The following is a 22,445-nucleotide window of genomic DNA, read 5'->3' as shown; positions in this document are numbered from 1 at the left end:
AGAGGACTGCTCATGGTCTTGCGCTCGGAAATTCTGGTGAACAAAAACGTGTTGCCCACTCAAGAACAAGCTTTGCCTGGCCGTGAAACCCCGATGAATCTGCCGGAGACGCATTTCGTCAACGGCAACCCGTTGCTGGGCCCGTTCCTGGACGACGTTGGCTTTGCGATTTTCGGCCTCGGCTGCTTCTGGGGCGCCGAGCGCCGCTTCTGGCAGCGCGATGGCGTGGTCAGCACCGTGGTCGGTTACGCCGGTGGCTATACGCCGAACCCGACGTACGAAGAAGTCTGCTCGGGCCTGACCGGCCACAGCGAAGTGGTGCTGGTGGTGTATGACCAGGCCAAAGTGAAATACGAAGACCTGTTGAAGATGTTTTGGGAACTGCACAACCCAACCCAGGGCATGCGCCAGGGCAATGACATCGGCAGCCAGTACCGCTCGGTGATCTACGCCACCACGCCGGAACAACTCGCGGCAGCGCAGGCGAGTGCCGAGGCGTATCAGGGCGAACTGACCAAGGCCGGTTTGGGTGTGATTACCACGGAAATCGAAGAGGCACCGACGGTGTACTTTGCCGAGGCGTATCACCAGCAGTACCTGGCGAAGAACCCGCAGGGCTATTGCGGGATTGGCGGTACGGGCGTGACCTGCCCGATCTAACGCCAAAAGCCTCGCGGGCAAGCCCGCTCCCTCCTTGATACGCGATCAACTGTGGGAGCGGGCTTGCCCGCGATAGCGTTCTGGCAGGCAACTATTTACTCGGCAATCAACCAATCCATCTGCCACCCACCCTGGGTCTGGCCCAACTTCTTGGACAACCACGGCAGCAGCTCACGCAACTCTTCCTCCAAACCCCACGGCGGGTTGGCAATCGCCAGGCCCGAGCCAGTCAGGGTGTCTGGCGTATCAAGCGGATGCACCAGCAACTCCACGCGCAACAGCTTCGGTGCACCGGTGCCGGCCAGGTCCTGATAGAAGCGACGCAGCATGCGCTGGTCTTTCACTGGGTACCAGATGGCCGCCACGGTCTGACGCATGCGACCGACGGCTTCCTTGAGGGACGCCGCGCAGCGCTGCATCTCATCAAGCTTTTCAAACGGCGGGTCGATCAACATCAACGCGCGTTTTTCCGGCACCGGCAACAAGGCTCGCGGCACATGCCAGCCTTCGCCCAGGTGCACTTTTACCCGGCGATCACCCTTCATGTTGTCCTTGAGCAGCACGCCATCTTCCGGGTGCTTTTCATTGAGCAGCACACGATCCTGGGGCCGCGTCAGGCGGCGCGCCAGTTCCGGCGAGCCAGGGTAGTAACGCAACTGGCCATCCGGGTTCATCTCGTGCAGCACGCGCATGTAATCGGCGGTCAGTGGCGGCAGGTCGCTCTCGCCCCACAGCCGCGCAATGCCTTCCAGGTATTCACCGGTGCGGTTGGCCTGGTCGCCCTGCAGGTCGTACAGGCCGATGCCTGCATGGGTGTCGAGATAGGCAAACGGCTGCTCCTTGCGCGACATCAGGGCGATGAGGCGAGTCAAGGTCAGGTGTTTGAAGACATCGGCATGGTTGCCGGCGTGAAAGGCGTGACGATAATTCATGGTTGCTCCTGCGCAGGGGGCGAAGTTTACCCGCTACGAGGGCAAAGGTGCAGGGCTGCGTGTCGGGCGGGGCCGATGCCGTCGATACAGCCCTTGGGCTCAGGTCAATTCCTCAGCCAGGTAATCGGCCAGCGCTTCATGGCTGACATTCGAGGTACGTGCGAAATAAGCGACCTTGTGCTGCAAGGTTGTTGGCGGGAAGGCTGTGTACAAGTCGGGGCGCTGTTCTTCGAGCCATTGCAGCAGATTGTCGATCAGGGTTTGCGGTGACTGCTCGGCCAGGTGTTCCAATAACGGCGTGGGGGCTCGCCACCATGGGCTGGTTTTGGCAGCCGTGACCGCGCCCGTCGTCACCGATAGCGCCTGGCCATTGATCAGGTAACGCTGGAACACCGGCAACACCTTTCCCGCCTCATCGCCCAGCATTTGCAACATCGGCAAAAACTGCGCGCCATCCCAAAAGCGCAAAAACACCTGCTGGTCATCCGGCAAATATACCTTGGTCAGGCTTTGCAGATGCGCCACTACTGTTTCGAGCGGGCTCGACGACACCGCCAGCCAGCCCCAGTCTGTCGACTCGGTTGCTGCTATCCAATCGAGGAAGGGGCTGCTGGGCTCGATGAGGCCGACGTAAGGCATCACTTCGTTCCACTCGGCATAAGCCGTGCCGGCCCAGAGTGATTGAGGGAACGCACCGGCCGCCGAGGGTTGCCACACTCCAAGCGGTTTGGCGTCACTGGCGTTACCCAGCACTGCGAAGAGTTGCTCGCCGGGGCGCAGAGGGGTTTCAGTCAGCCACGCAGTGGGCGTCATGCGTTGAGGCATGGGGGCAAATTCCTTTTAAGGCTCGTGGTTAATTTGGGGATCAAGCGACGTCGCACTGCCCGTTCCGGCAGCGCTCACACTCCTCACAAAACGGCGCACTTCGCTTCAAACTGGCGACTTGCACAGGGCTTAGCGGTGCGGGAATGACCGTCAGCAGCTTCTCCTTGATTCCCGGCGTCAAAGGGGAAGCTGCCGGCGCAGACGCGCCGCCAATCTGGATCGGCACACTGCTGAAAATCCCGCCCGCCGACAGCGTGATCGACTGCCCGCCCGCCTGAATCGTGACGGTGGCGCCTGCATCGATGACCACGCTTTGCCCCGCGCCAATCTGAATCGTCCGCCCGGCGCGCATCTGCTGCGAGCCACCGACCATCAGATGATCATCCTGCTTCAGCTCAGTCAGGCGGTTGCCATGGGTGATGCGCTGCTCTTCGCCTTGCAGCTCGTGGTGCGACTCACCCCCAACCTTCACCCGTCGCGCGTTATCGACCTGCACCTGCTGGTCATGCAGCACATGCTGGGTCCAGTCGCGCTGGGCGCGCAGGTAGATTTCTTCGGCACCCTTGCGGTCTTCGATGCGCAGTTCGTTGTAGCCACCGCCGCCGGGGGTGCTTTGGCTGCGGAAAATGCTGCGGGTCATGTCGGCCGGCAGGTCGAGGGGCACGGGGGTGGCCGCGTTGGGCAGGCACCCCACCACCAGCGGCATGTCCAGGTCACCATTGACGAACCCGACCAGTACTTCCATGCCGACCCGCGGAATCAGCACCGAACCGTAGCGGTCATGGGCCCAGCCGCTGGCGACGCGCAGCCAGCAGCTGGAGTGGTCGTCGTGCTTGCCGTTGCGATCCCAGGCCATCTGCACTTTGACCCGGCCGTATTCATCGCAATGGATTTCGCTGTTGGCAGGGCCGGTGACGACCGCGTTCTGATAGCCCGAGATAGTTGGGCGCGGCTGCGTCGGCAACGGCGGTCGAAAGATCACGTCCCACGGAGCGGCGACAAACGTATTGCTATAACCCTGGCGAACATTCCCGCCAGAGACTTCGGTGACAGCCTCCTCCAACACTTGATGCTGTTTGCCTGCGTGGGTGACTTGTGTCACCAGCCACAAGTCATTCCAGTCTTCACGCGAATGCCCGCTGAGCCTGAGGAACCGGCCACTGACCAATGCCGGTTCATCGCCTTCGCCACAGGCAATCCGATACTCGCTGCGCAGGCGCTCCAAGCCGCGCTGTGCGAGGTATTTGCCGTGGGGCCGATCACTGAAATGGCCGGGATAATCCTGCGCCTCAAGCTTCGGGAGCTGCTCGCCTGCCGCGGCACTTTCCAGCTCGAGGCTCGGTTTGCGAAAGTCGTAATCGCGCAGGTTCACCGACGTGGTGCGGGTCTGTAGCTGCACGGCAAAGCGTTTGATGGCAGGCGTATCGGCCACCATCCCGGAGCCAGGCGTGTAAGGCGTGGGCTGGCCAGGCTGGGCAAATACGGTCTGGTCATCGCCAAACACCAGCAGGTGGCCTTTGGGTGAATGCTGGAAGTGGTAGTGAATGCCCAGCTCGGCACACAGCCGCTGAATGAACGCCAGATCGGTCTCACCAAACTGCACGCAATACTCGCGAACGGGATACGTGCCGCTCAGGCGAAAATCGAAAGCGTCACTCTGAATCCCTTGCCCCACCAGCACCTGCGCCACAATTTGCGGCACCGTCTTGTTCTGGAAAATCCGCTGATGGCTGCTGTGTGCCAGATAGGCCAACTGCGGCACGACGCTGATCTGATAGCGCGTCAGACGCCGCCCGGAGTCGCCCTGCGCCACCTGGTAAACCAGACCATGCACGCCGTGGCCCTGATCATCGAAACCGAGATACACCTGACGATGCAGCAAGCTTTCCAGGTCAAGGTCGGGCTGCTCGCTGACCAGTTCAAGGTCAAAGCTATAGGGCTGACTGATGGTTTCGGTGCCATTGAACTCGAACACCTTGAGCTCACTGGGCTGCCCATCGAGGGTCAGATTAAACGCACTTTGATTGGCAGGAGCGAACATCCGGTGTTTCTCTGCGAGGGGGTGGGCGGTCGATTCTGCACCAGCTTTTTGCCCTCCTGAGCACCCTCAGCACAAATCAGTAAGCTCCTACACAATCGAGGCCGAATTCTTCATGTAGCGGGCGTCGAAGACGTCTCACGGCCGTGCTAGCGTACGGGCCCCTACCTCGCCGGATCACTGGAAAAAGCATGGTCACACGCTACGCAAAAATCGCCCTGACGCTCTCACTCGCCGCCTTCGCCTGTCTGGTCGCGTTCAACAACATCACGGACTACAGCTCCAACTTCGCCTTCGTCAAACACGTGTTGAGCATGGACACCACCTTCCCGGGCAACGCCGCCCTGTACCGTGCCATTACCGCGCCATGGGTGTGGCACGGCGCCTACGCGTTGATCATCTTTGGCGAAGCGCTCACCGGCCTGCTGCTGGTGCTGGGCGCACTGAAGTTGTGGCGTGCGCGGCATACCGGCAGTGCCGACTTCAACCGCGCCAAGGCCTTCGCCACCACCGGCCTGGTCCTCGGCTTCGTGGTGTGGTTTTTCGGCTTCATGGTGGTGGGCGGCGAATGGTTCCTGATGTGGCAATCCCATCAGTGGAATGGCCAGGATGCCGCGTTCAAGTTCTACATGGCGATTGTGGGTGTGTTGATCTTTCTTAACCTGCCGGATTCGGACTGAATCAAGCCACAAAAAAAGGCCCGCTATCCGTAGGACGCGGGCCTTTGTTTCAACTCAACGAGTGCTCGGCACCCGAAGAAGTTACTTGTTGAGGTTGTAGTCTTTTTCCGCCGCATCAAAGCGCTCGACCATACCTGCAGTCGGCGCGCCCAGCTTGCTCACGAAGTAGATCGCAAGGCTCGCGAAGATGAAGCCCGGGATGATTTCGTACAGGCCCAACAGGCTGAAATGCTTCCACACGATCACAGTGATCGCGCCGACCAGAATCCCGGCCAGTGCGCCGTTGCGGGTCATGCCTTTCCAGATCACCGAGATCAGCACCACAGGGCCGAACGCCGCGCCGAAACCGGCCCACGCGTAGCTCACCAGGCCCAGTACGCGGTTGTCCGGGTTGGCCGCCATGGCGATGGCGATCAGGGCAACCACCAGCACCATCGCGCGGCCGACCCATACCAGCTCAAGCTGGGAGGCGTTTTTGCGCAGGAAGGTTTTATAGAAGTCTTCGGTCAGGGCGCTGGAGCACACCAGCAGCTGGCAGCTCAGGGTGCTCATCACGGCCGCGAGGATGGCCGACAGCAACACACCGGCAATCCATGGGTTGAACAGCAGCTTGGCCAGTTCGATGAACACACGCTCGTGGTTCTCGGTGACGGGGCCTGCCACTTCAGGATGCGCCGAGAAGTAGGCAATACCGAAGAAGCCCACCGCCACGGTGCCGCCCAGGCACAGGATCATCCAGGTCATGGAGATGCGGCGCGCCTTGGCGATCGACTTCACCGAATCCGCCGCCATGAAGCGCGCGAGGATGTGCGGCTGGCCGAAGTAACCCAGCCCCCAGCCCATCAGCGAGATGATGCCAATGAAAGTGGTGTTTTTGAGCATGTTGAAGTTGTCGGGGTTCTTGGCTTCGATGGCCAGGAAGGTAGTGTCGACGCCACCGGTGGCCAGCAGCACGATGATCGGCGTGAGGATCAGCGCAAAAATCATCAGGGTGGCTTGTACGGTGTCCGTCCAGCTCACGGCCAGAAAACCGCCGACAAAGGTGTAGGCAATAGTTGCGGCAGCACCGGCCCACAGCGCGGTCTCGTAGGACATGCCGAAGGTGCTTTCAAACAGGCGGGCACCGGCCACGATGCCGGACGCGCAATAAATCGTGAAGAACACCAGGATCACCACCGCCGAAATAATCCGCAGCAGGCCGCTCTTATCTTCGAAACGGCTGGAAAAGTAATCCGGCAGGGTCAAGGCGTCACCATTGTGCTCGGTCTGTACCCGCAGGCGACCGGCAACGAACAGCCAGTTGAGATAGGCACCGACGATCAGGCCGATGGCGATCCAGCTTTCCGACAGGCCCGACATGTAGATCGCACCCGGCAAGCCCATCAACAACCAGCCGCTCATGTCGGAAGCACCGGCCGACAGGGCCGTTACCACGCTACCGAGGCTGCGACCGCCGAGGATGTAGTCGGAAAGGTTGTTGGTGGAGCGATAGGCCATGAAGCCGATCAGCACCATTGCTGCGATGTAGATCACGAACGTGATCAGGGTTGGATTACTAACGCTCATAAGAGTGACGCCCTGGCTTTGTTTTTATGTAGCGACGGCCTGTCAGACGGCCACCCGTTGTTAACCGGGTAGACGAAGCTGCATGCCGCGCATTTATGACTGGCGTTTCCCCAGGAAAGCCGCCAGCCGATGAACCGAACCGCTCAAGTGGTTGCACCTTTGGCGCGAATGCTATTCAACAAAGCAAATAAGGTGCAACCAGTTTCTTGAGAATAAGTTGCACCTGGGTGTGATTTACGGAAAACACCGCGTTTTTGCTCCTTTTCGGAGCAAGCGCAGCCAAACTCAGAACTATTTGCACCTTGATGCAGCCGATTCGACGTACCTGTTCAGTTCACTCGATCGCCATCAAAAAAATCATCGGCAAAAAAGGGTTGCACCCGGTTGCACCTCGGCATGCGCAAAGCTAATCTTGCCGCCAGCAGATGCCACTCGGTAGTGGCACCCATGAGGATAAAAAGATGGCAACGACCACCCTTGGGGTCAAACTCGACGACCCGACCCGCGAACGCCTGAAGGCCGCCGCGACCTCCATTGATCGCACGCCGCACTGGCTGATCAAGCAGGCGATTTTCAATTACCTGGAGAAACTGGAGGGGGGTGCAACCCTGACCGAGCTCAATGGCTTGAGCACCAAAGACACTGAAGACGCAGGCGACGTCCAGCCGGACCACGCCCACCAGTGCTTCCTGGAGTTCGCCGAGAGCATCCTGCCGCAATCGGTACTGCGCGCCTCGATCACCGCCGCTTACCGCCGCCCGGAGCCGGAAGTGGTGCCAATGCTGATCGAACAGGCTCGCCTGCCGCAGCCCATGGCCGAAGCCACCAACAAGCTGGCCGCCTCGATTGCGGAAAAACTGCGTAATCAGAAGAGTGCTGGCGGCCGTGCAGGCATCGTTCAGGGCCTGCTGCAGGAATTTTCCCTGTCGTCCCAGGAAGGTGTAGCACTGATGTGCCTGGCCGAGGCGCTGCTGCGCATCCCGGACAAAGGCACCCGTGACGCGCTGATCCGCGACAAGATCAGCACCGGCAACTGGCAGCCGCACCTGGGCAACAGCCCGTCGCTGTTCGTCAACGCGGCCACCTGGGGTCTGCTGCTGACCGGCAAACTGGTCGCCACCCATAACGAAGCGGGCCTGACCTCATCCCTGAGCCGCATCATCGGCAAGAGCGGCGAGCCGATGATCCGCAAGGGCGTCGACATGGCCATGCGCCTGATGGGCGAGCAGTTCGTCACCGGCGAAACCATCGCCGAAGCCCTGGCCAACGCGAGCAAGTTCGAAGCCAAGGGCTTCCGCTATTCCTACGACATGCTCGGCGAAGCCGCACTGACCGAACACGACGCCCAGAAGTACCTGGCGTCGTACGAACAAGCCATTCACTCCATCGGCAAAGCCTCCCACGGCCGCGGGATTTATGAAGGCCCGGGCATCTCCATCAAACTCTCGGCCCTGCACCCACGTTATAGCCGCGCGCAGTACGAGCGTGTGATGGATGAGCTGTACCCGCGCCTGCTGTCCCTGACCCTTTTGGCCAAGCAGTACGACATCGGCCTGAATATCGACGCCGAAGAAGCCGACCGCCTGGAGCTGTCGCTCGACCTGCTGGAGCGCCTGTGCTTCGAGCCGCAACTGACCGGCTGGAACGGCATCGGTTTCGTGATCCAGGCTTACCAGAAGCGTTGCCCGTACGTGATCGACTATGTCATCGACCTGGCGCGCCGCAGCCGCCACCGCCTGATGATCCGCCTGGTGAAAGGCGCGTACTGGGACAGCGAAATCAAGCGCGCCCAGGTCGAAGGCCTGGAAGGCTACCCGGTCTACACCCGCAAGGTGTACACCGACGTGTCCTACATCGCCTGCGCCCGCAAACTGCTGTCGGTACCGGAAGTTATTTACCCGCAGTTCGCCACGCACAACGCCCACACCTTGTCGGCGATTTACCATATCGCCGGCCAGAACTATTACCCCGGCCAGTACGAATTCCAATGCCTGCACGGCATGGGTGAACCGCTGTACGAGCAAGTTGTAGGCAAGGTTTCCGAAGGCAAATTGAACCGTCCGTGCCGCGTGTACGCCCCAGTCGGCACCCACGAAACATTACTGGCCTACCTGGTGCGTCGCCTGCTGGAAAACGGCGCCAATACCTCGTTCGTCAACCGCATCGCCGACCAATCCATTTCGATCCAGGAACTGGTGGCCGACCCGGTCGCCAGCATCGAGCAAATGGCCACGCTGGAAGGCGGCTTTGGACTGCCACACCCGCGTATTCCACTGCCGCGCGACCTCTACGGCAGCGACCGCGCCAACTCGGCCGGTATCGACCTGGCCAACGAACACCGTCTGGCGTCACTGTCCTGCGCCCTGCTGGCCACCGCGCATAACAACTGGAAAGCCGCGCCGATGCTCGGTTGCGCCTCCAGCAATGAAGCGGCCGCACCGGTGCTGAACCCGTCCGACCTGCGTGATGTGGTTGGCCATGTGCAAGAAGCCACCGTTGCCGACGTCGACAATGCCATTCAATGCGCCATCAGCGCCGGCCCGATCTGGCAAGCCACCCCGCCCGCCGAGCGCGCTGCGATCCTGGAGCGTGCCGCCGACTTGATGGAAGGCGAGATCCAGCCGCTGATGGGCCTGCTGGCTCGCGAAGCCGGCAAGACCTTCGCCAACGCCATCGCCGAAGTGCGTGAAGCGGTGGATTTTCTGCGCTACTACGCGGTGCAGGCGCGCAACGATTTCACCAACGACGCCCACCGCCCACTGGGCCCGGTAGTGTGCATCAGCCCGTGGAACTTCCCGCTGGCGATTTTCAGTGGTCAGGTTGCTGCTGCACTGGCCGCCGGCAACCCGGTCCTGGCGAAGCCTGCCGAGCAAACGCCGCTGGTCGCCGCCCAAGCCGTGCGCATCCTGCTGGAAGCCGGCATCCCGGAAGGCGTGCTGCAATTACTGCCGGGCCAGGGCGAGACCGTCGGTGCGCGCCTGGTGGGTGATGATCGCGTCAAAGGCGTGATGTTCACCGGCTCCACCGAAGTGGCGCGCCTGCTGCAACGCAACGTCGCCGGGCGCCTGGATGCTCAGGGTCGTCCGATCCCGCTGATCGCCGAGACCGGTGGCCAGAACGCCATGATCGTCGATTCTTCGGCACTGACTGAACAAGTGGTGATCGACGTGGTGTCGTCGGCATTCGACAGCGCTGGCCAACGTTGCTCGGCCCTGCGTGTGTTGTGCCTGCAGGAAGATTCGGCAGACCGTGTCATCGAAATGCTCAAGGGCGCCATGGCGGAATGCCGTTTGGGCAACCCGGAGCGCCTGTCGGTAGACATCGGCCCGGTGATCGACGCCGAAGCCAAGGCCGGCATCGAGAAGCACATCCAGGCCATGCGCGACAAAGGCCGCACGGTGTACCAAGTGGCAATTGCCGACGGCGAAGAAATCAAGCGCGGCACCTTCGTGATGCCAACCCTGATCGAGCTGGAAAGCTTCGACGAACTGCAACGGGAGATTTTCGGCCCGGTGCTGCACGTGGTGCGCTACAAGCGCAAAGAAATCGACCAATTGATCGGCCAGATCAATGCATCGGGCTACGGCCTGACCCTGGGCGTGCACACCCGCATCGACGAGACCATCGCCAAGGTGATCGACAACGTCAATGCCGGTAACGTCTACGTGAACCGCAACATCGTCGGCGCCGTGGTCGGTGTGCAGCCGTTCGGCGGCGAAGGTTTGTCGGGCACCGGCCCTAAAGCCGGTGGTCCGCTGTACCTGTACCGCCTTTTGTCCACTCGTCCTACGGATGCGATCGAACAATCCTTCGTACGCAGCGACAAGCTGACAGCGCCGGATGTGCGCCTGCGTGACGCCATGAGCCAGCCGCTGACCGCCTTGAAAAACTGGGCCGACAGCAACCAGTTCAGCGACCTGAGCGCCCTGTGCAACCGGTTCGCCGCGCAATCGCAAAGCGGTATCACCCGCCAACTGGCCGGCCCGACCGGCGAGCGCAACAGCTACGCCATCCTGCCGCGCGAGCACGTGCTGTGCCTGGCGGACGTGGAAGGCGACCTGCTGACGCAACTCGCGGCGGTATTGGCCGTCGGCGGCTCGGCGGTTTGGCCGGAAACTGACCTGACCAAGGCCTTGTTCCCACGCTTGCCGAAGGAAATTCAGGCGAGGATCAAACGTGTGGCCGACTGGACCAAGGATGAAGTGGTGTTCGATGCCGTCCTGCACCACGGCGATTCCGACCAACTGCGTGCGGTATGCCAGCAAGTGGCGCAGCGGAGCGGTGCGATTGTCGGGGTGCATGGTTTGTCGCAAGGCGAGACGGCGATTGCGCTGGAGCGCCTGGTAATCGAACGAGCCCTGAGCGTGAACACCGCGGCGGCAGGCGGCAACGCCAGCCTGATGACCATCGGCTAACTACGCCTGATCGTTCCCACGCTCTGCGTGGGAATGCAGCCCGGGACGCTCTGCGTCCCAAAGCGTGACGCAGAGCGTCACCAGAGGCGTTCCCACGCGGAGCGTGGGAACGATCTCGCCCTCTTCGCGTTTTGCACCTGCATCACGCAAATCAATCTTGCTATCCAGCCTCTATTCGCGCACTTAGACTCAGGCCCATCCCCACACAGGTAAGCCGCCATGTCCGAGACGCTGCTCAGTTCCCGCAATCTGGCTTTCGAGCTGTATGAAGTCCTCGATGCCGAAGGCCTGACCCAGCGCGAGCGGTTTGCCGAACACAACCGCGAAACCTTCGATGCCGCGATCAGTACCGCGCGTAACATTGCGGAAAAATACTTCGCGCCACACAACCGCAAAAACGACGAAAACGAACCGCGCTTCGAGGACGGCAAAGCCATCCTGATTCCGGAAGTAAAACCGGCCGTAGACGCCTTCCTGGAAGCCGGCTTCCTCAACGCCGCGCGCAGTTTCGACGCCGGCGGCATGCAGTTGCCGACCCTGCTGTCCCAGGCCTGCTTTGCGCACTTCCAGGCCGCCAACGCCGCCTCCACGTCCTACCCGTTCCTGACCATGGGCGCCGCCAACCTGATCGAAAGCTTCGGCACCGAGGCGCAAAAACAACGCTTCCTGCAGCCGATGATCGATGGCCGCTTCTTCGGCACCATGGCGCTGACCGAGCCGCATGCAGGCTCGTCCTTGTCAGATATACGTACACGCGCAGAGCCAGCGGCTGACGGCACTTATCGCCTCAAGGGCAACAAGATCTTCATTTCCGGCGGCGATCACCCGCTGTCGGAAAACATCGTGCACATGGTGCTGGCCAAGCTGCCGGACGCGCCGCCCGGCGTGAAGGGCATTTCGCTGTTTATCGTGCCCAAATTCCTCGTCAACGACGACGGCAGCCTGGGCGAGCGCAATGACGTGCTGCTGGCCGGGCTGTTCCACAAGATGGGCTGGCGCGGCACCACTTCCACCGCGCTGAACTTCGGCGATAACGGTAATTGCGTCGGCTATCTGGTGGGCAAGCCGCACCAGGGCCTTAGCTGCATGTTCCAGATGATGAACGAGGCGCGCATTGGCGTCGGCATGGGTGCGGTGATGCTCGGTTACGCCGGCTACCTGTACTCGCTGGAGTACGCCCGCGAACGCCCGCAAGGCCGACTGCCCGACAGCAAAGACCCGAGCACCGCGCCGGTCTCGATCATCCAGCACGCCGATATCAAGCGCATGCTGCTGACCCAGAAAGCTTACGTCGAAGGTTCATTCGACTTGGGCCTGTATGCCGCGCGCCTGTTCGACGACACCACCACCCTGGAAACCGAAGCCGAGCGCAAACAGGCCCACGAATTGCTGGATTTGCTCACCCCCATCGTCAAATCCTGGCCATCGGAGTTTTGCCTCAAGGCCAACGAACTGGCGATCCAGATTCTCGGCGGTCACGGCTACACCCGTGAATACCCGGTGGAACAGTACTACCGCGACAACCGCCTGAACCCGATTCATGAAGGCACCCACGGCATTCAGTCCCTGGATTTGCTGGGGCGCAAGCTCGCGCAGAATGGCGGCGCGGGCTTGAAGCAACTGATCCGCCTGATCGCCGAAACCGGCGCCCGCGCGCAGGAACACCAAAGCCTCACCGCGCTGAGGGAACCGCTGGAACATTTGGTCAACCGCCTGCAAGCGGTGACCCTCGGCCTGCTGACGGATCTCGCCCAAGGCAAGGTCAACAGCAGCCTCGCAAACTCGGCGCTGTACCTGAAAGTATTCGGGCATACGGTGATTGGCTGGCGCTGGCTGGAGCAAGCGATACGCGCCGAAGAAGGCTTGGCCAAAGGCAATGCGGCCGATGCGGCCTTCTATAAAGGCAAGCTCCAGGCCGCCCGGTACTTCCTGACCTGGGAAGTGCCGGGCTGCCATCATGAACTGGCGATTCTTGAGGCACGCGATGACACGTGCCTCGGCATGCAGGATGAGTGGTTCTAACCCCTAAGGCTGTCCGATAGCCTTGGAGATCACGTCGACCGTGGCGCTGACTTGCTCTTGGTAACGGTCGAGGTCCTGCTGGTGGTGCTTTTGCATTTCGATCTGCTCGGCGCACAGGTTCAGCGCGGCCAGTACCAGCAATTTGTCACCGATCAGCGTCGGGTACTTTTTCTTGGTGGTGGCCAGGGAAGCCTTGAGCATGGTCACGGCGTGCATCAGGGTGTGCTCCTCCCCTTGCGGCGCCTTGATCGAGTAATCCTCACCGAGAATCGAAACGACCTTTATCCCTTCATTCATGCGCTGACAGGCCCTGCGCTCACACGCTCAACCAAAGCCTGAATGCGCGCGGCGGTGGCGCCGTTCTTTTCTTCCTGTTCCATCAGGTTCAATTGCAGGCTGTCGTTTTCATCCTTGGCGCGGGCCAGTTCGGCCTTGAGGGATTCGTTGCTGCCCAGCAGGTCTTGATTCTGTTGTACGAGGTCGCTGACCAGCTGTTCCAGTTGACTGAGGGATGCTTCTAACATTTTGATTTCTCGGGCATTTTCAAAGGGCGGTGACGATAAAGAAAATTCACCTCGGATGCCAGGGTTATCCCTGGCGCACAGCCCGATTTTTAAGGGCCGGGCCGCACTTTCGAGCCTTAGTGACTGCAATTACCCGATCTGGTTCCTGAATCGAACCAACCCGTCGTCCGATGCGACAAAAGCGCGCACCCGCTTAAGACTTTAGTCGTATGGCCGATAGGCCATACACACCCTCGTCTCAAGCCCGCACGGATCGCGGTCCTTTCAGGATCCCAGCATGTCCCTACGAAATATGAATATCGCTCCGCGGGCGTTCCTCGGCTTTGCTTTTATTGGCGCACTGATGCTGTTTCTTGGTGTGTTTGCCTTGAACCAGATGAGCAAGATTCGCGCGGCCACCGACGACATCACCCTGAGCAGCGTGCCAAGCATTCGCGCCCTGGACGAGTTCACCCAACTGACCCTGCGCCTGCGTGTTTTGTCCTACCGCCTGCTGACCAACCGCGAACCGGACGTCCAGCAAAAGACCCTGCAATCGTTTGAAACGCGCAACCAGCAGATTCGTGCCGCCCAGGCGGTTTACGAAAAGCTGATCGAAAGCCCTGAAGAGCGCAGCGCCTATAACGAATACGTGCAGCTGTTGAGCCAGTACCGTCAGATCGAAGCGCGCATGATGACGCTGTCCGGCGCCAACCAGCTCGATGAACTGCGCACCTTGCTCAATACCGAACTGTTGGCCAACTCCGACAAGATCAACGCCACCATGGACCGCCTGGTGGAAATCAACAGCAAAATGGCGCTGGCCACCAATCAAGCCGCCAAGGACCAGTACGACACCGCCTTCAAACTGGTGGTGGGCCTGCTGGTACTGACCACGGCCCTGACCGTGCTGTTCGCCTGGCTGCTGACCCGCAGCATCACCGTGCCGATTTCCCAGGCACTGGACGCCGCCGAAGAAGTCGCCGAAGGCAACCTCACCCGCCCGATCAAGGTTGAAGGCAACGACGAAGCCGGCCGCCTGCTCGCCGCCATGGCCAAGATGCAGGACAAGCTGCGCGACACCCTGCAACGCATCGCCGGCTCTGCCACCCAGCTGGCTTCCGCCGCCGAGGAGCTGAACGCCGTCACCGACGAAAGCGCTCGCGGCCTGACCCAGCAGAACAACGAAATCGAACAAGCCGCCACGGCGGTCAACGAGATGACCAGCGCCGTCGAAGAAGTTGCGCGCAACGCCGTCAGTACCTCCGAAGCCTCGCGCAATGCCACCACCTCTGCCGGCGACGGCCGCGATCTGGTGCAGGAAACCGTCAGCGCCATCGAACGCATGAGCGGCGATGTGCAGGCGACCGCCACGTTGATTGGCGACCTGGCCAACGAATCGAGGGACATCGGCAAGGTGCTGGACGTGATTCGCGGCCTGGCCGACCAGACCAACCTGCTGGCCCTGAACGCCGCGATTGAAGCCGCGCGCGCTGGCGAAGCAGGCCGTGGTTTTGCGGTGGTGGCCGACGAAGTGCGGGCGCTGGCCCATCGCACCCAGCAATCGACCAGCGAGATTGAACGCATGATCGGCAGCATCCAGGCCGGCACCGAGCACGCGGTGGATTCCATGCGCAACAGCACCGAACGCGCGGAATCGACGCTGAACATTGCCAAAGGTGCAGGGATGTCGCTGGATACGATCAACTCGGCCATCGTGGAAATCAACGAGCGCAACCTGGTCATCGCCAGCGCAGCGGAAGAACAGGCGCAAGTGGCGCGGGAAGTGGACCGTAACCTGGTGAATATCCGCGATCTGTCGGTGCAATCGGCCACCGGCGCCAGCCAGACCAGTGCGGCGAGCAGCGAGCTGTCACGTCTGGCAGTGGACTTGAACGGGATGGTGGGGCGTTTCCGCCTCTGACTGACAATGCCTCCCTCTGTGGGAGCTGGCTTGCCTGCGATGGCATCACCTCGATCCACCTGAAGATCGAGGCGCCTGCATCGCGGGCAAGCCCGGCTCCCACACAAGCCAGCGCCCACATTGGAACGATCTTTTGACAGCGCAGCAATTCAACAGGTTAGAATCGCTGGCACGCAGACTGCATGGTCAGTGTGCGCCTCGTCTACCCAGTTCTGGAGTACTGCCTTTGAATGCGACGACCATCAACAGCCTGTTCTTGATCGGCGCGTTGCTGGTGAGTGCGAGCATTCTGGTGAGTTCTCTTTCGTCCCGCCTGGGGATCCCGATTCTGGTGATCATCCTGGCTGTGGGCATGGTCGCCGGTGTCGATGGCGGCGGCATCATCTTCGATAACTACCCGACCGCCTACCTGGTGGGCAACCTCGCGCTGGCGGTCATCCTGCTCGATGGCGGCCTGCGCACGCGGGTGGCGAGTTTTCGCGTGGCGCTCTGGCCGGCGTTGTCGCTGGCCACGGTGGGCGTGTTGATCACCACCGGCCTCACCGGCATGGCGGCGGCCTGGCTGTTCAACCTCAATATCATTCAAGGCTTGCTGATCGGCGCCATCGTTGGCTCCACCGATGCCGCAGCCGTGTTCTCGCTGCTCGGCGGCAAGGGCCTGAACGAACGGGTGACGGCCAGCCTGGAAATCGAGTCCGGCAGCAACGACCCGATGGCAGTGTTTCTCACCGTCACCCTGATCGACATGCTCGCCAGCGGCCAGACCGGCCTGCACTGGAGCCTGTTGACGCACCTGATCCGCGAGTTCGGCATCGGCGGCATCGTCGGCCTGGGCGGCGGCTGGCTGATGCTGCAACTGGTCAACCGCATCAACCTGGCCACCGGTCTGTACCCGATTCTGGTGATCGCCGGCGGCCTGTTTGTCTTCGCCCTCACCAACGCCTTGCACGGCAGCGGCTTCCTCGCCGTGTACCTGTGCGGGCTGGTGATCGGTAACCGTCCGGTGCGCAGCCGTCATGGCATTTTGCATATGCTCGACGGCATGGCCTGGCTGGCACAAATCGGCATGTTTTTGGTGCTGGGCCTGCTGGTTACGCCGCACGATCTGCTGCCGATCGCGCTGCCGGCCCTGGGCCTGGCGCTGTGGATGATCCTGTTTGCGCGGCCGCTGTCGGTGATCGTCGGCCTGTTGCCGTTCAAGGCGTTCCACGGCCGCGAAAAAGCCTTTATCGCCTGGGTCGGCCTGCGCGGCGCGGTGCCGATCATTCTGGCGGTGTTCCCGCTGATGGCCGGCCTGCCCCACGCGCAGCTGTACTTCAACCTCGCTTTCTTTATCGTGCTGGTCTCGTTGCTGGTACAAGGCACCAGCCTGCCGTGGGTGGCCAAGCTGCTCAAAGTGACCGTACCGCCGGACCCGGCGCCCATCTCCCGCGCAGCGCTGGAAGTGCACGTCACCAGCGAGTGGGAGCTGTTCGTCTACCGCCTCGGCGCCGAGAAATGGTGCATCGGCGCCGCCCTGCGCGAGCTGAAAATGCCCGAAGGCACGCGGATCGCCGCGCTGTTTCGCGGCCAGCAACTGCTCCATCCGTCGGGTAGTACGGTGCTGGAAGTCGACGACTTGCTCTGCGTGATCGGCCATGAACACAACCTGCCGGCCCTGGGCAAGCTGTTCAGCCAGGCGCCGCAACGTGGCCTCGACCTGCGTTTCTTCGGCGACTTCGTGCTTGAAGGCGACGCCCAGCTGGGCGCAGTGTCCGCGCTGTACGGCCTCAAGCTCGAAGGTATCGACCCGGACATGCCGCTCAGCCGCTTCATCACCCAGAAGGTCGGCGGCGCGCCGGTCGTCGGCGACCAGGTGGAATGGAACAATACGCTGTGGACCGTCGCAGTCATGGACGGGAACAAGATCGGAAAAGTCGGCGTCAAATTCCCCGAAGGAAGTCGTCCGGGCCCCGGGCTCTTCCTCTAAACTGCGGGGCTATGGCGCCACGCCCCTCACCTCTTTACCTTGCTCGACCGGTATCCATGACGACTCTGCGCACCTTCTTAGCCACTGCCCTGCTGGGCCTGACCCTTTGTGTCGGCAGCGTTTACGCCGCCGACCCGCCCAGCGCCGATGCCATCCAGCAAACCCTGGACAAACTGCCCGACCGCAAGCTGCCTGACGCCGATATGAAGGCGCTGCAAACCATCCTGCAACAGACCCTGACGTCTCTGGGCAACAAACAGGAATACGAACAGCGCCTCACCGACCTCAAGCGCCAGCTGGAAGACGCCCCGCGCCAGACCACCGACAACCAGCGCGAGCTGGTGCGGCTCAAGGCCACCAAAGTCGTCCCCGTGGCACAACGCTATGCCACGTTGCCGGTGCCGCAGCTTGAGCAACTGCTGGTGCAACGCTCAACCCAGCAAGGTGACCTGCAAAAAGAACTGGCCGACGCCAACAGCCTGACCATCGCCGCGCAAACCCGCCCGGAACGCGCGCAAACCGAAATCAGCAGCAGCCAGACGCGCATCCAGCAGATCAACGCGACCCTCAAGCTGGGCAAGGACAACGGCAAAGCCCTCAGCGGTGACCAGCGCAACCAATTGAACGCCGAACTTGCGGCCTTGAATGCCTTGATCCCGTTGCGGCGCCAGGAACTGGCCGGCAACAGCCAGTTGCAAGACCTGGGCAACAGCCAGCACGACTTGGTGGTGGAAAAAACCGCGCGCCTGGAGCAAGAAATTCAGGACCTGCAAACCCTGATCAACCAGAAACGCCTGGCGCAGTCCCAACAGACCGTTACCCAGCAGTCCATCGAAGCCCAGAAAGCCGGCGGCAGCAGCCTGCTCGCCACGGAAAGCGCGGCCAACCTGAAGCTGTCCGACTACCTGCTCAAAAGCACCGACCGCCTCAACGACCTGACCCAGAAAAACCTGCAGACCAAGCAGCAATTGGACACCGTCACCCAAAGCGACTCGGCTTTGGATGAGCAAATCAACGTGCTCAAGGGCAGCCTGCTGCTCTCCAAGATCCTCTATAAACAAAAGCAGGCGTTGCCGCGCCTGACCGTCGACCGCAACCTGGCGGACGACATCGCCAACATTCGCCTGTACCAGTTCGAGGTCAACCAGCAACGCGAACTGATCAGCACCCCCAGCACCTATGTAGATAGCCTGCTGGCCAACCAGCCGCCGGAAGACGTCACCCCGCAGCTGCGCCGCACGCTGCTGGAACTGGCGATCACCCGCAGCGACCTGCTTGAGCGCCTGAGCCGTGAGTTGAGCGCGCTGCTCAACGAGTCCATCACCCTGCAACTGAACCAGAAACAACTGCTCAGCACCGCCACCAGCCTGCGCGCGACCCTCGACGAGCAAATGTTCTGGATCCCCAGCAACAAGCCGCTGGACACCGAGTGGCTGGAAACCGTACCGGACCACCTGAGCAAACAAGTCACCACCCTGCCCTGGGCCTCCAGCGTCAGCGAACTGTATGACGGCCTGACCCAGCGCCCGTTGCTGTTCCTGCCATTGCTGCTGTTGATCGGCGCGTTATTGTGGCGGCGCAAAGCGCTATACCAGCGCCTCAACAAGGTTCACCTGGACATCGGCCACTTCAAGCGCGACAGCCAGTGGCACACCCCCCAGGCCATTTTGATCAACATTCTGCTGGCGATGCCGGTGTCCCTCGGCCTGGCGTTGTGTGGCTATGCGCTGCAGATCGACGCCCGCGGGCAGAACGCCAACCTCGGCGCTGCGCTGCTGCTGATTGCCCAGGCGTGGCTGGTGTTCTACACCGCCTACCGGATTCTCGCGCCGGGTGGCGTGGCGGAACTGCATTTCCGCTGGGAACGGCCACAAGTGGCGTTTCTGCAGGGCTGGATTCGCAAGCTGGGGCTGGTGGTGCTCGCGCTGGTAGCCGTGGTGGCCATCGCCGAGCACCAGCCGGCCGCGCTGGCCGACGACGTGCTGGGCATCGGCGTGGTGCTGACCTGCTACGCGCTGATGGCCTGGCTGCTCGGCCGCCTGCTGCTGAACAGCCCGACCCACGAAAAAGCCTCGCTGTTCCGCAAGTTCGTGGGCCTGGTGTTTACCGCCCTGCCCATCGCGCTGTTTATCGCCGTGTGCTTCGGCTACTACTACACCGCGCTCAAGCTCAGCGACCGGCTGATCAACACCCTGTACCTGCTGATGTTCTGGCTGGTCATCGAAGCCACCTTCGTGCGCGGCCTGGGCGTCGCCGCACGGCGCCTGGCTTACGCGCGAGCCTTGGCCAAACGCCAGGCAGCCAAGGAAGCGGGTGATGGCGAAGCGGTGATCGAAGAGCCGACGCTGGACATCGAACAGGTCAACGAACAGTCCATGCGCCTGATCCGCCTGGCCTTGCTCGGCGGTTTTATTGCCGCGCTGTACTGGGTGTGGAAAGACCTGATCACCGTGTTCTCCTACCTCGACAACGTGACGCTGTACGAATACACCAGCGGCACCGGCGCCAATGTCAGCATGGTGCCGATCAGCATCGGTGACTTGCTCGGCGCCTCCATCATCGTCGGCATCACCTTCGCCCTGGCGCGCAACTTGCCCGGTTTGTTGGAGGTGCTGGTGCTGTCGAAGCTGGACCTGGCCCAAGGCAGCGCCTACGCGACCACCACCTTGTTGTCTTATGTGATTGCGGGCGTAGGCTTTGTGTCGACGCTTTCCACCCTCGGCGTGAGTTGGGACAAGCTGCAATGGCTGGTGGCGGCGCTGTCGGTGGGGTTAGGCTTCGGGATGCAGGAGATCTTCGCGAACTTCATCTCCGGCATCATGATTTTGTTCGAACGCCCGGTGCGCATTGGCGACACCATCACCATCGGCAACCTGTCGGGCACGGTGAGCAAGATTCGCATCCGCGCCACCACGATCACCGACTTTGACCGCAAAGACATCATCGTCCCGAACAAAACCTTTATTACCGGGCAGTTGATCAACTGGTCGCTGACCGACACCATCACCCGGGTCACCCTCAAACTCGGTGTGGACTACGGCTCCGACCTCGACCGCGTGAAAGAGCTGCTGCTCAAGGCCGCCCGCGACAACCCGCGCGTGCTCAAGGAGCCGGAACCTCACGTGTACTTCCTGAACTTCGGCGAAAGCACCCTCGACCACGAACTGCGCATGCACGTGCGCGACCTGGGCGACCGCAACCCGGTGATCGACGAAGTGAACCGCTTTATCAACCGCGAGTTCAAGAAAGAGCACATCAACATTTCGTTCCGCCAGATGGAGGTCTACCTCAAGAACCTCCACGGCCAGGAATACAAACTGGTGGAAGTCGACACCCCGTCCAAGCCCGCCAACGACGGCGGTGTGCAGGAACCGCCACCCGGCAAACTCGACTAACGCGCCTATCCCCAGCAGAATGCTCGGACATTCTGCTGGAGATGGCCGGTGAAAGCCCTCGACGAACTGACCTTCGACAACCGCTTCGCACGCCTGGGCGACGCATTCTCGACCCACGTGTTGCCCGAGCCCCTCGACGCGCCGCGCCTGGTGGTGGCAAGCGATGCCGCCATGGCGCTGCTCGACCTCGACCCGGCAGTGGCCGAAACGCCGGTATTTGCCGAACTGTTCGGCGGGCACAAACTGTGGGCCGAAGCAGAGCCGCGGGCGATGGTTTATTCAGGCCATCAGTTCGGCGGCTATACCCCGCAACTGGGTGATGGCCGGGGTTTGTTGCTCGGCGAGGTGTACAACGCGGCCGGCGAGCACTGGGACCTGCACCTCAAAGGCGCCGGGATGACGCCTTACTCGCGCATGGGTGATGGCCGCGCGGTGCTGCGTTCTTCCATCCGTGAGTTTCTGGCTTCCGAAGCCTTGCACGCGCTGGGCATTCCCAGCAGCCGCGCGCTGTGCGTGATCGGCTCCGACACCCCCGTGTGGCGCGAGAAGCAGGAGCGCGGCGCGATGATCCTGCGCCTGGCGCCCAGCCACATCCGCTTCGGCCATTTCGAGTACTTCTACTACACCAAAAAACCCGAGCAGCAGGCGCTTTTGGCCGAGCATGTATTGAACCTGCACTACCCAGAGTGCCGCGAACAGCCCGAGCCTTACCTGGCGATGTTCCGCGAAATCGTCGAGCGCAATGCCGAGATGATCGCCAAATGGCAGGCGTACGGTTTTTGCCACGGTGTGATGAACACCGACAACATGTCGATCCTCGGCATCACGTTCGACTTCGGGCCGTTTGCGTTTCTCGATGACTTTGACGCGCACTTCATCTGCAACCACTCCGATCATGAAGGGCGTTACTCCTTCAGCAATCAGGTGCCTATTGGGCAGTGGAACCTCAGCGCGCTGGCGCAGGCGTTGACGCCGTTTATCAGCGTGGATGCGTTGAAAGAAGCGCTGGGGCTGTATCTGCCGCTGTATCAGGCGCATTACCTGGACCTGATGCGCCGCCGGTTGGGATTAACCACGGCTGAAGACGAGGACCAGAAACTGGTCGAGCGGCTGCTCAAACTGATGCAGAACAGCAGCGTGGATTACACCCTGTTCTTCCGGCGCCTGGGGGATGAATCGGCAGCGCTGGCGGTGGCGCGACTGCGTGATGATTTTGTCGACCTGGCCGGGTTTGATGCCTGGGCCGAACTGTACAAGGCCCGCGTTTCACGGGATGGCGACGACAACGAAGAACAGCGCCGCACGCGCATGCACGCGGTGAACCCGCTGTACATCCTGCGCAACTACTTGGCGCAGAACGCCATCGCCGCCGCCGAATCCGGGGATTACAGCGAAGTGCGGCGGCTGCATGAAGTGCTGTCCAAACCGTTTGCAGAGCAACCGGGGATGGAGCAATACGCACAGCGGCCGCCGGATTGGGGCAAGCATTTGGAGATCAGCTGTTCGTCGTAAGGAG

Annotated in this window: 14 protein-coding genes and 1 pseudogene; 9 read left to right on the top strand and 6 right to left on the bottom strand. The window is 61.6% G+C overall.

The window, feature by feature from the left end:
• The first annotated feature begins 12 nt into the window (after positions 1 to 12).
• A complete protein-coding gene (gene msrA / locus ATI14_RS09440; protein WP_016972668.1) occupies positions 13 to 660 on the top strand; it encodes a peptide-methionine (S)-S-oxide reductase MsrA in 648 nt (215 codons plus the stop codon).
• A gap of 95 nt (positions 661 to 755) precedes the next feature.
• On the opposite strand, the gene ATI14_RS09435 is transcribed toward msrA, so the two are convergent.
• The 3 genes from ATI14_RS09435 to ATI14_RS09425 all read right to left on the bottom strand — a co-directional run bounded on the left by ATI14_RS09435 (position 756) and on the right by ATI14_RS09425 (position 4,458).
• Positions 756 to 1,592: a 23S rRNA (adenine(2030)-N(6))-methyltransferase RlmJ gene (locus ATI14_RS09435; protein ID WP_016972669.1), complete on the bottom strand. Its 837-nt coding sequence runs from the start codon at positions 1,590 to 1,592 to the stop codon at positions 756 to 758.
• A gap of 99 nt (positions 1,593 to 1,691) precedes the next feature.
• Positions 1,692 to 2,417, bottom strand: coding sequence for a DUF4123 domain-containing protein (locus ATI14_RS09430; RefSeq protein ID WP_016972670.1), 726 nt, complete (start codon positions 2,415 to 2,417; stop codon positions 1,692 to 1,694).
• Positions 2,418 to 2,457: 40 nt separating this feature from the next.
• Entirely contained in the window at positions 2,458 to 4,458 is a 2,001-nt protein-coding gene (locus ATI14_RS09425; protein WP_080520642.1) for a type VI secretion system Vgr family protein, read from the bottom strand.
• A 188-nt stretch (positions 4,459 to 4,646) separates the two neighbouring features.
• On the opposite strand from ATI14_RS09425, the gene ATI14_RS09420 reads away from it, so the two are divergent.
• Positions 4,647 to 5,135: a DUF2165 family protein gene (locus ATI14_RS09420; RefSeq protein WP_016972671.1), complete on the top strand. Its 489-nt coding sequence runs from the start codon at positions 4,647 to 4,649 to the stop codon at positions 5,133 to 5,135.
• An 81-nt stretch (positions 5,136 to 5,216) separates the two neighbouring features.
• Here ATI14_RS09420 and putP read toward each other — a convergent pair whose 3' ends face one another.
• Complete coding sequence (gene putP, locus ATI14_RS09415; RefSeq protein WP_016972672.1) at positions 5,217 to 6,701, bottom strand: sodium/proline symporter PutP; 1,485 nt, start codon at positions 6,699 to 6,701, stop codon at positions 5,217 to 5,219.
• A 461-nt stretch (positions 6,702 to 7,162) separates the two neighbouring features.
• Between putP and putA the strand changes: the two genes are divergently transcribed.
• Together putA and ATI14_RS09405 are read left to right on the top strand one after the other, a co-directional pair.
• Positions 7,163 to 11,116 (top strand): trifunctional transcriptional regulator/proline dehydrogenase/L-glutamate gamma-semialdehyde dehydrogenase, encoded by a 3,954-nt coding sequence (gene putA, locus ATI14_RS09410; protein ID WP_016972673.1) that lies wholly within the window; start codon positions 7,163 to 7,165, stop codon positions 11,114 to 11,116.
• A gap of 219 nt (positions 11,117 to 11,335) precedes the next feature.
• Positions 11,336 to 13,138 (top strand): acyl-CoA dehydrogenase, encoded by a 1,803-nt coding sequence (locus tag ATI14_RS09405; RefSeq protein WP_016972674.1) that lies wholly within the window; start codon positions 11,336 to 11,338, stop codon positions 13,136 to 13,138.
• Positions 13,139 to 13,141: 3 nt separating this feature from the next.
• On the opposite strand, the gene ATI14_RS09400 is transcribed toward ATI14_RS09405, so the two are convergent.
• Positions 13,142 to 13,435, bottom strand: coding sequence for a cell division protein ZapA (locus ATI14_RS09400; protein WP_016972675.1), 294 nt, complete (start codon positions 13,433 to 13,435; stop codon positions 13,142 to 13,144).
• Positions 13,432 to 13,662 carry a hypothetical protein gene (locus tag ATI14_RS09395; RefSeq protein ID WP_016972676.1) on the bottom strand — a complete coding sequence of 77 codons (231 nt, stop codon included), beginning with the start codon at positions 13,660 to 13,662 and terminating at the stop codon, positions 13,432 to 13,434. Before ATI14_RS09395 ends, ATI14_RS09400 begins: the two co-directional genes overlap by 4 nt.
• A gap of 277 nt (positions 13,663 to 13,939) precedes the next feature.
• Between ATI14_RS09395 and ATI14_RS31970 the strand changes: the two are divergent.
• The 5 genes and pseudogenes from ATI14_RS31970 to selO form a co-directional block, all read left to right on the top strand.
• Positions 13,940 to 14,662 (top strand): annotated as a pseudogene (locus ATI14_RS31970) (MCP four helix bundle domain-containing protein); the annotation flags it as partial.
• A 30-nt stretch (positions 14,663 to 14,692) separates the two neighbouring features.
• Positions 14,693 to 15,565, top strand: coding sequence for a methyl-accepting chemotaxis protein (locus ATI14_RS31965; RefSeq protein ID WP_370589143.1), 873 nt, complete (start codon positions 14,693 to 14,695; stop codon positions 15,563 to 15,565).
• Between the two features lie 226 nt (positions 15,566 to 15,791).
• Positions 15,792 to 17,534 (top strand): potassium/proton antiporter, encoded by a 1,743-nt coding sequence (locus tag ATI14_RS09385; protein WP_017254482.1) that lies wholly within the window; start codon positions 15,792 to 15,794, stop codon positions 17,532 to 17,534.
• Positions 17,535 to 17,590: 56 nt separating this feature from the next.
• Positions 17,591 to 20,929 (top strand): mechanosensitive channel MscK, encoded by a 3,339-nt coding sequence (gene mscK, locus ATI14_RS09380; RefSeq protein WP_016972678.1) that lies wholly within the window; start codon positions 17,591 to 17,593, stop codon positions 20,927 to 20,929.
• A gap of 48 nt (positions 20,930 to 20,977) precedes the next feature.
• Positions 20,978 to 22,441: a protein adenylyltransferase SelO gene (gene selO, locus ATI14_RS09375; protein ID WP_016972679.1), complete on the top strand. Its 1,464-nt coding sequence runs from the start codon at positions 20,978 to 20,980 to the stop codon at positions 22,439 to 22,441.
• Positions 22,442 to 22,445 lie beyond the last annotated feature (4 nt).

The sequence above is a fragment of the Pseudomonas tolaasii NCPPB 2192 genome (genome assembly GCF_002813445.1).
GTDB lineage: Bacteria > Pseudomonadota > Gammaproteobacteria > Pseudomonadales > Pseudomonadaceae > Aquipseudomonas > Aquipseudomonas tolaasii.
The sequence above is the reverse complement of the archived record's forward strand: the minus strand, read 5'-3'. Positions and strand labels throughout refer to the sequence as shown.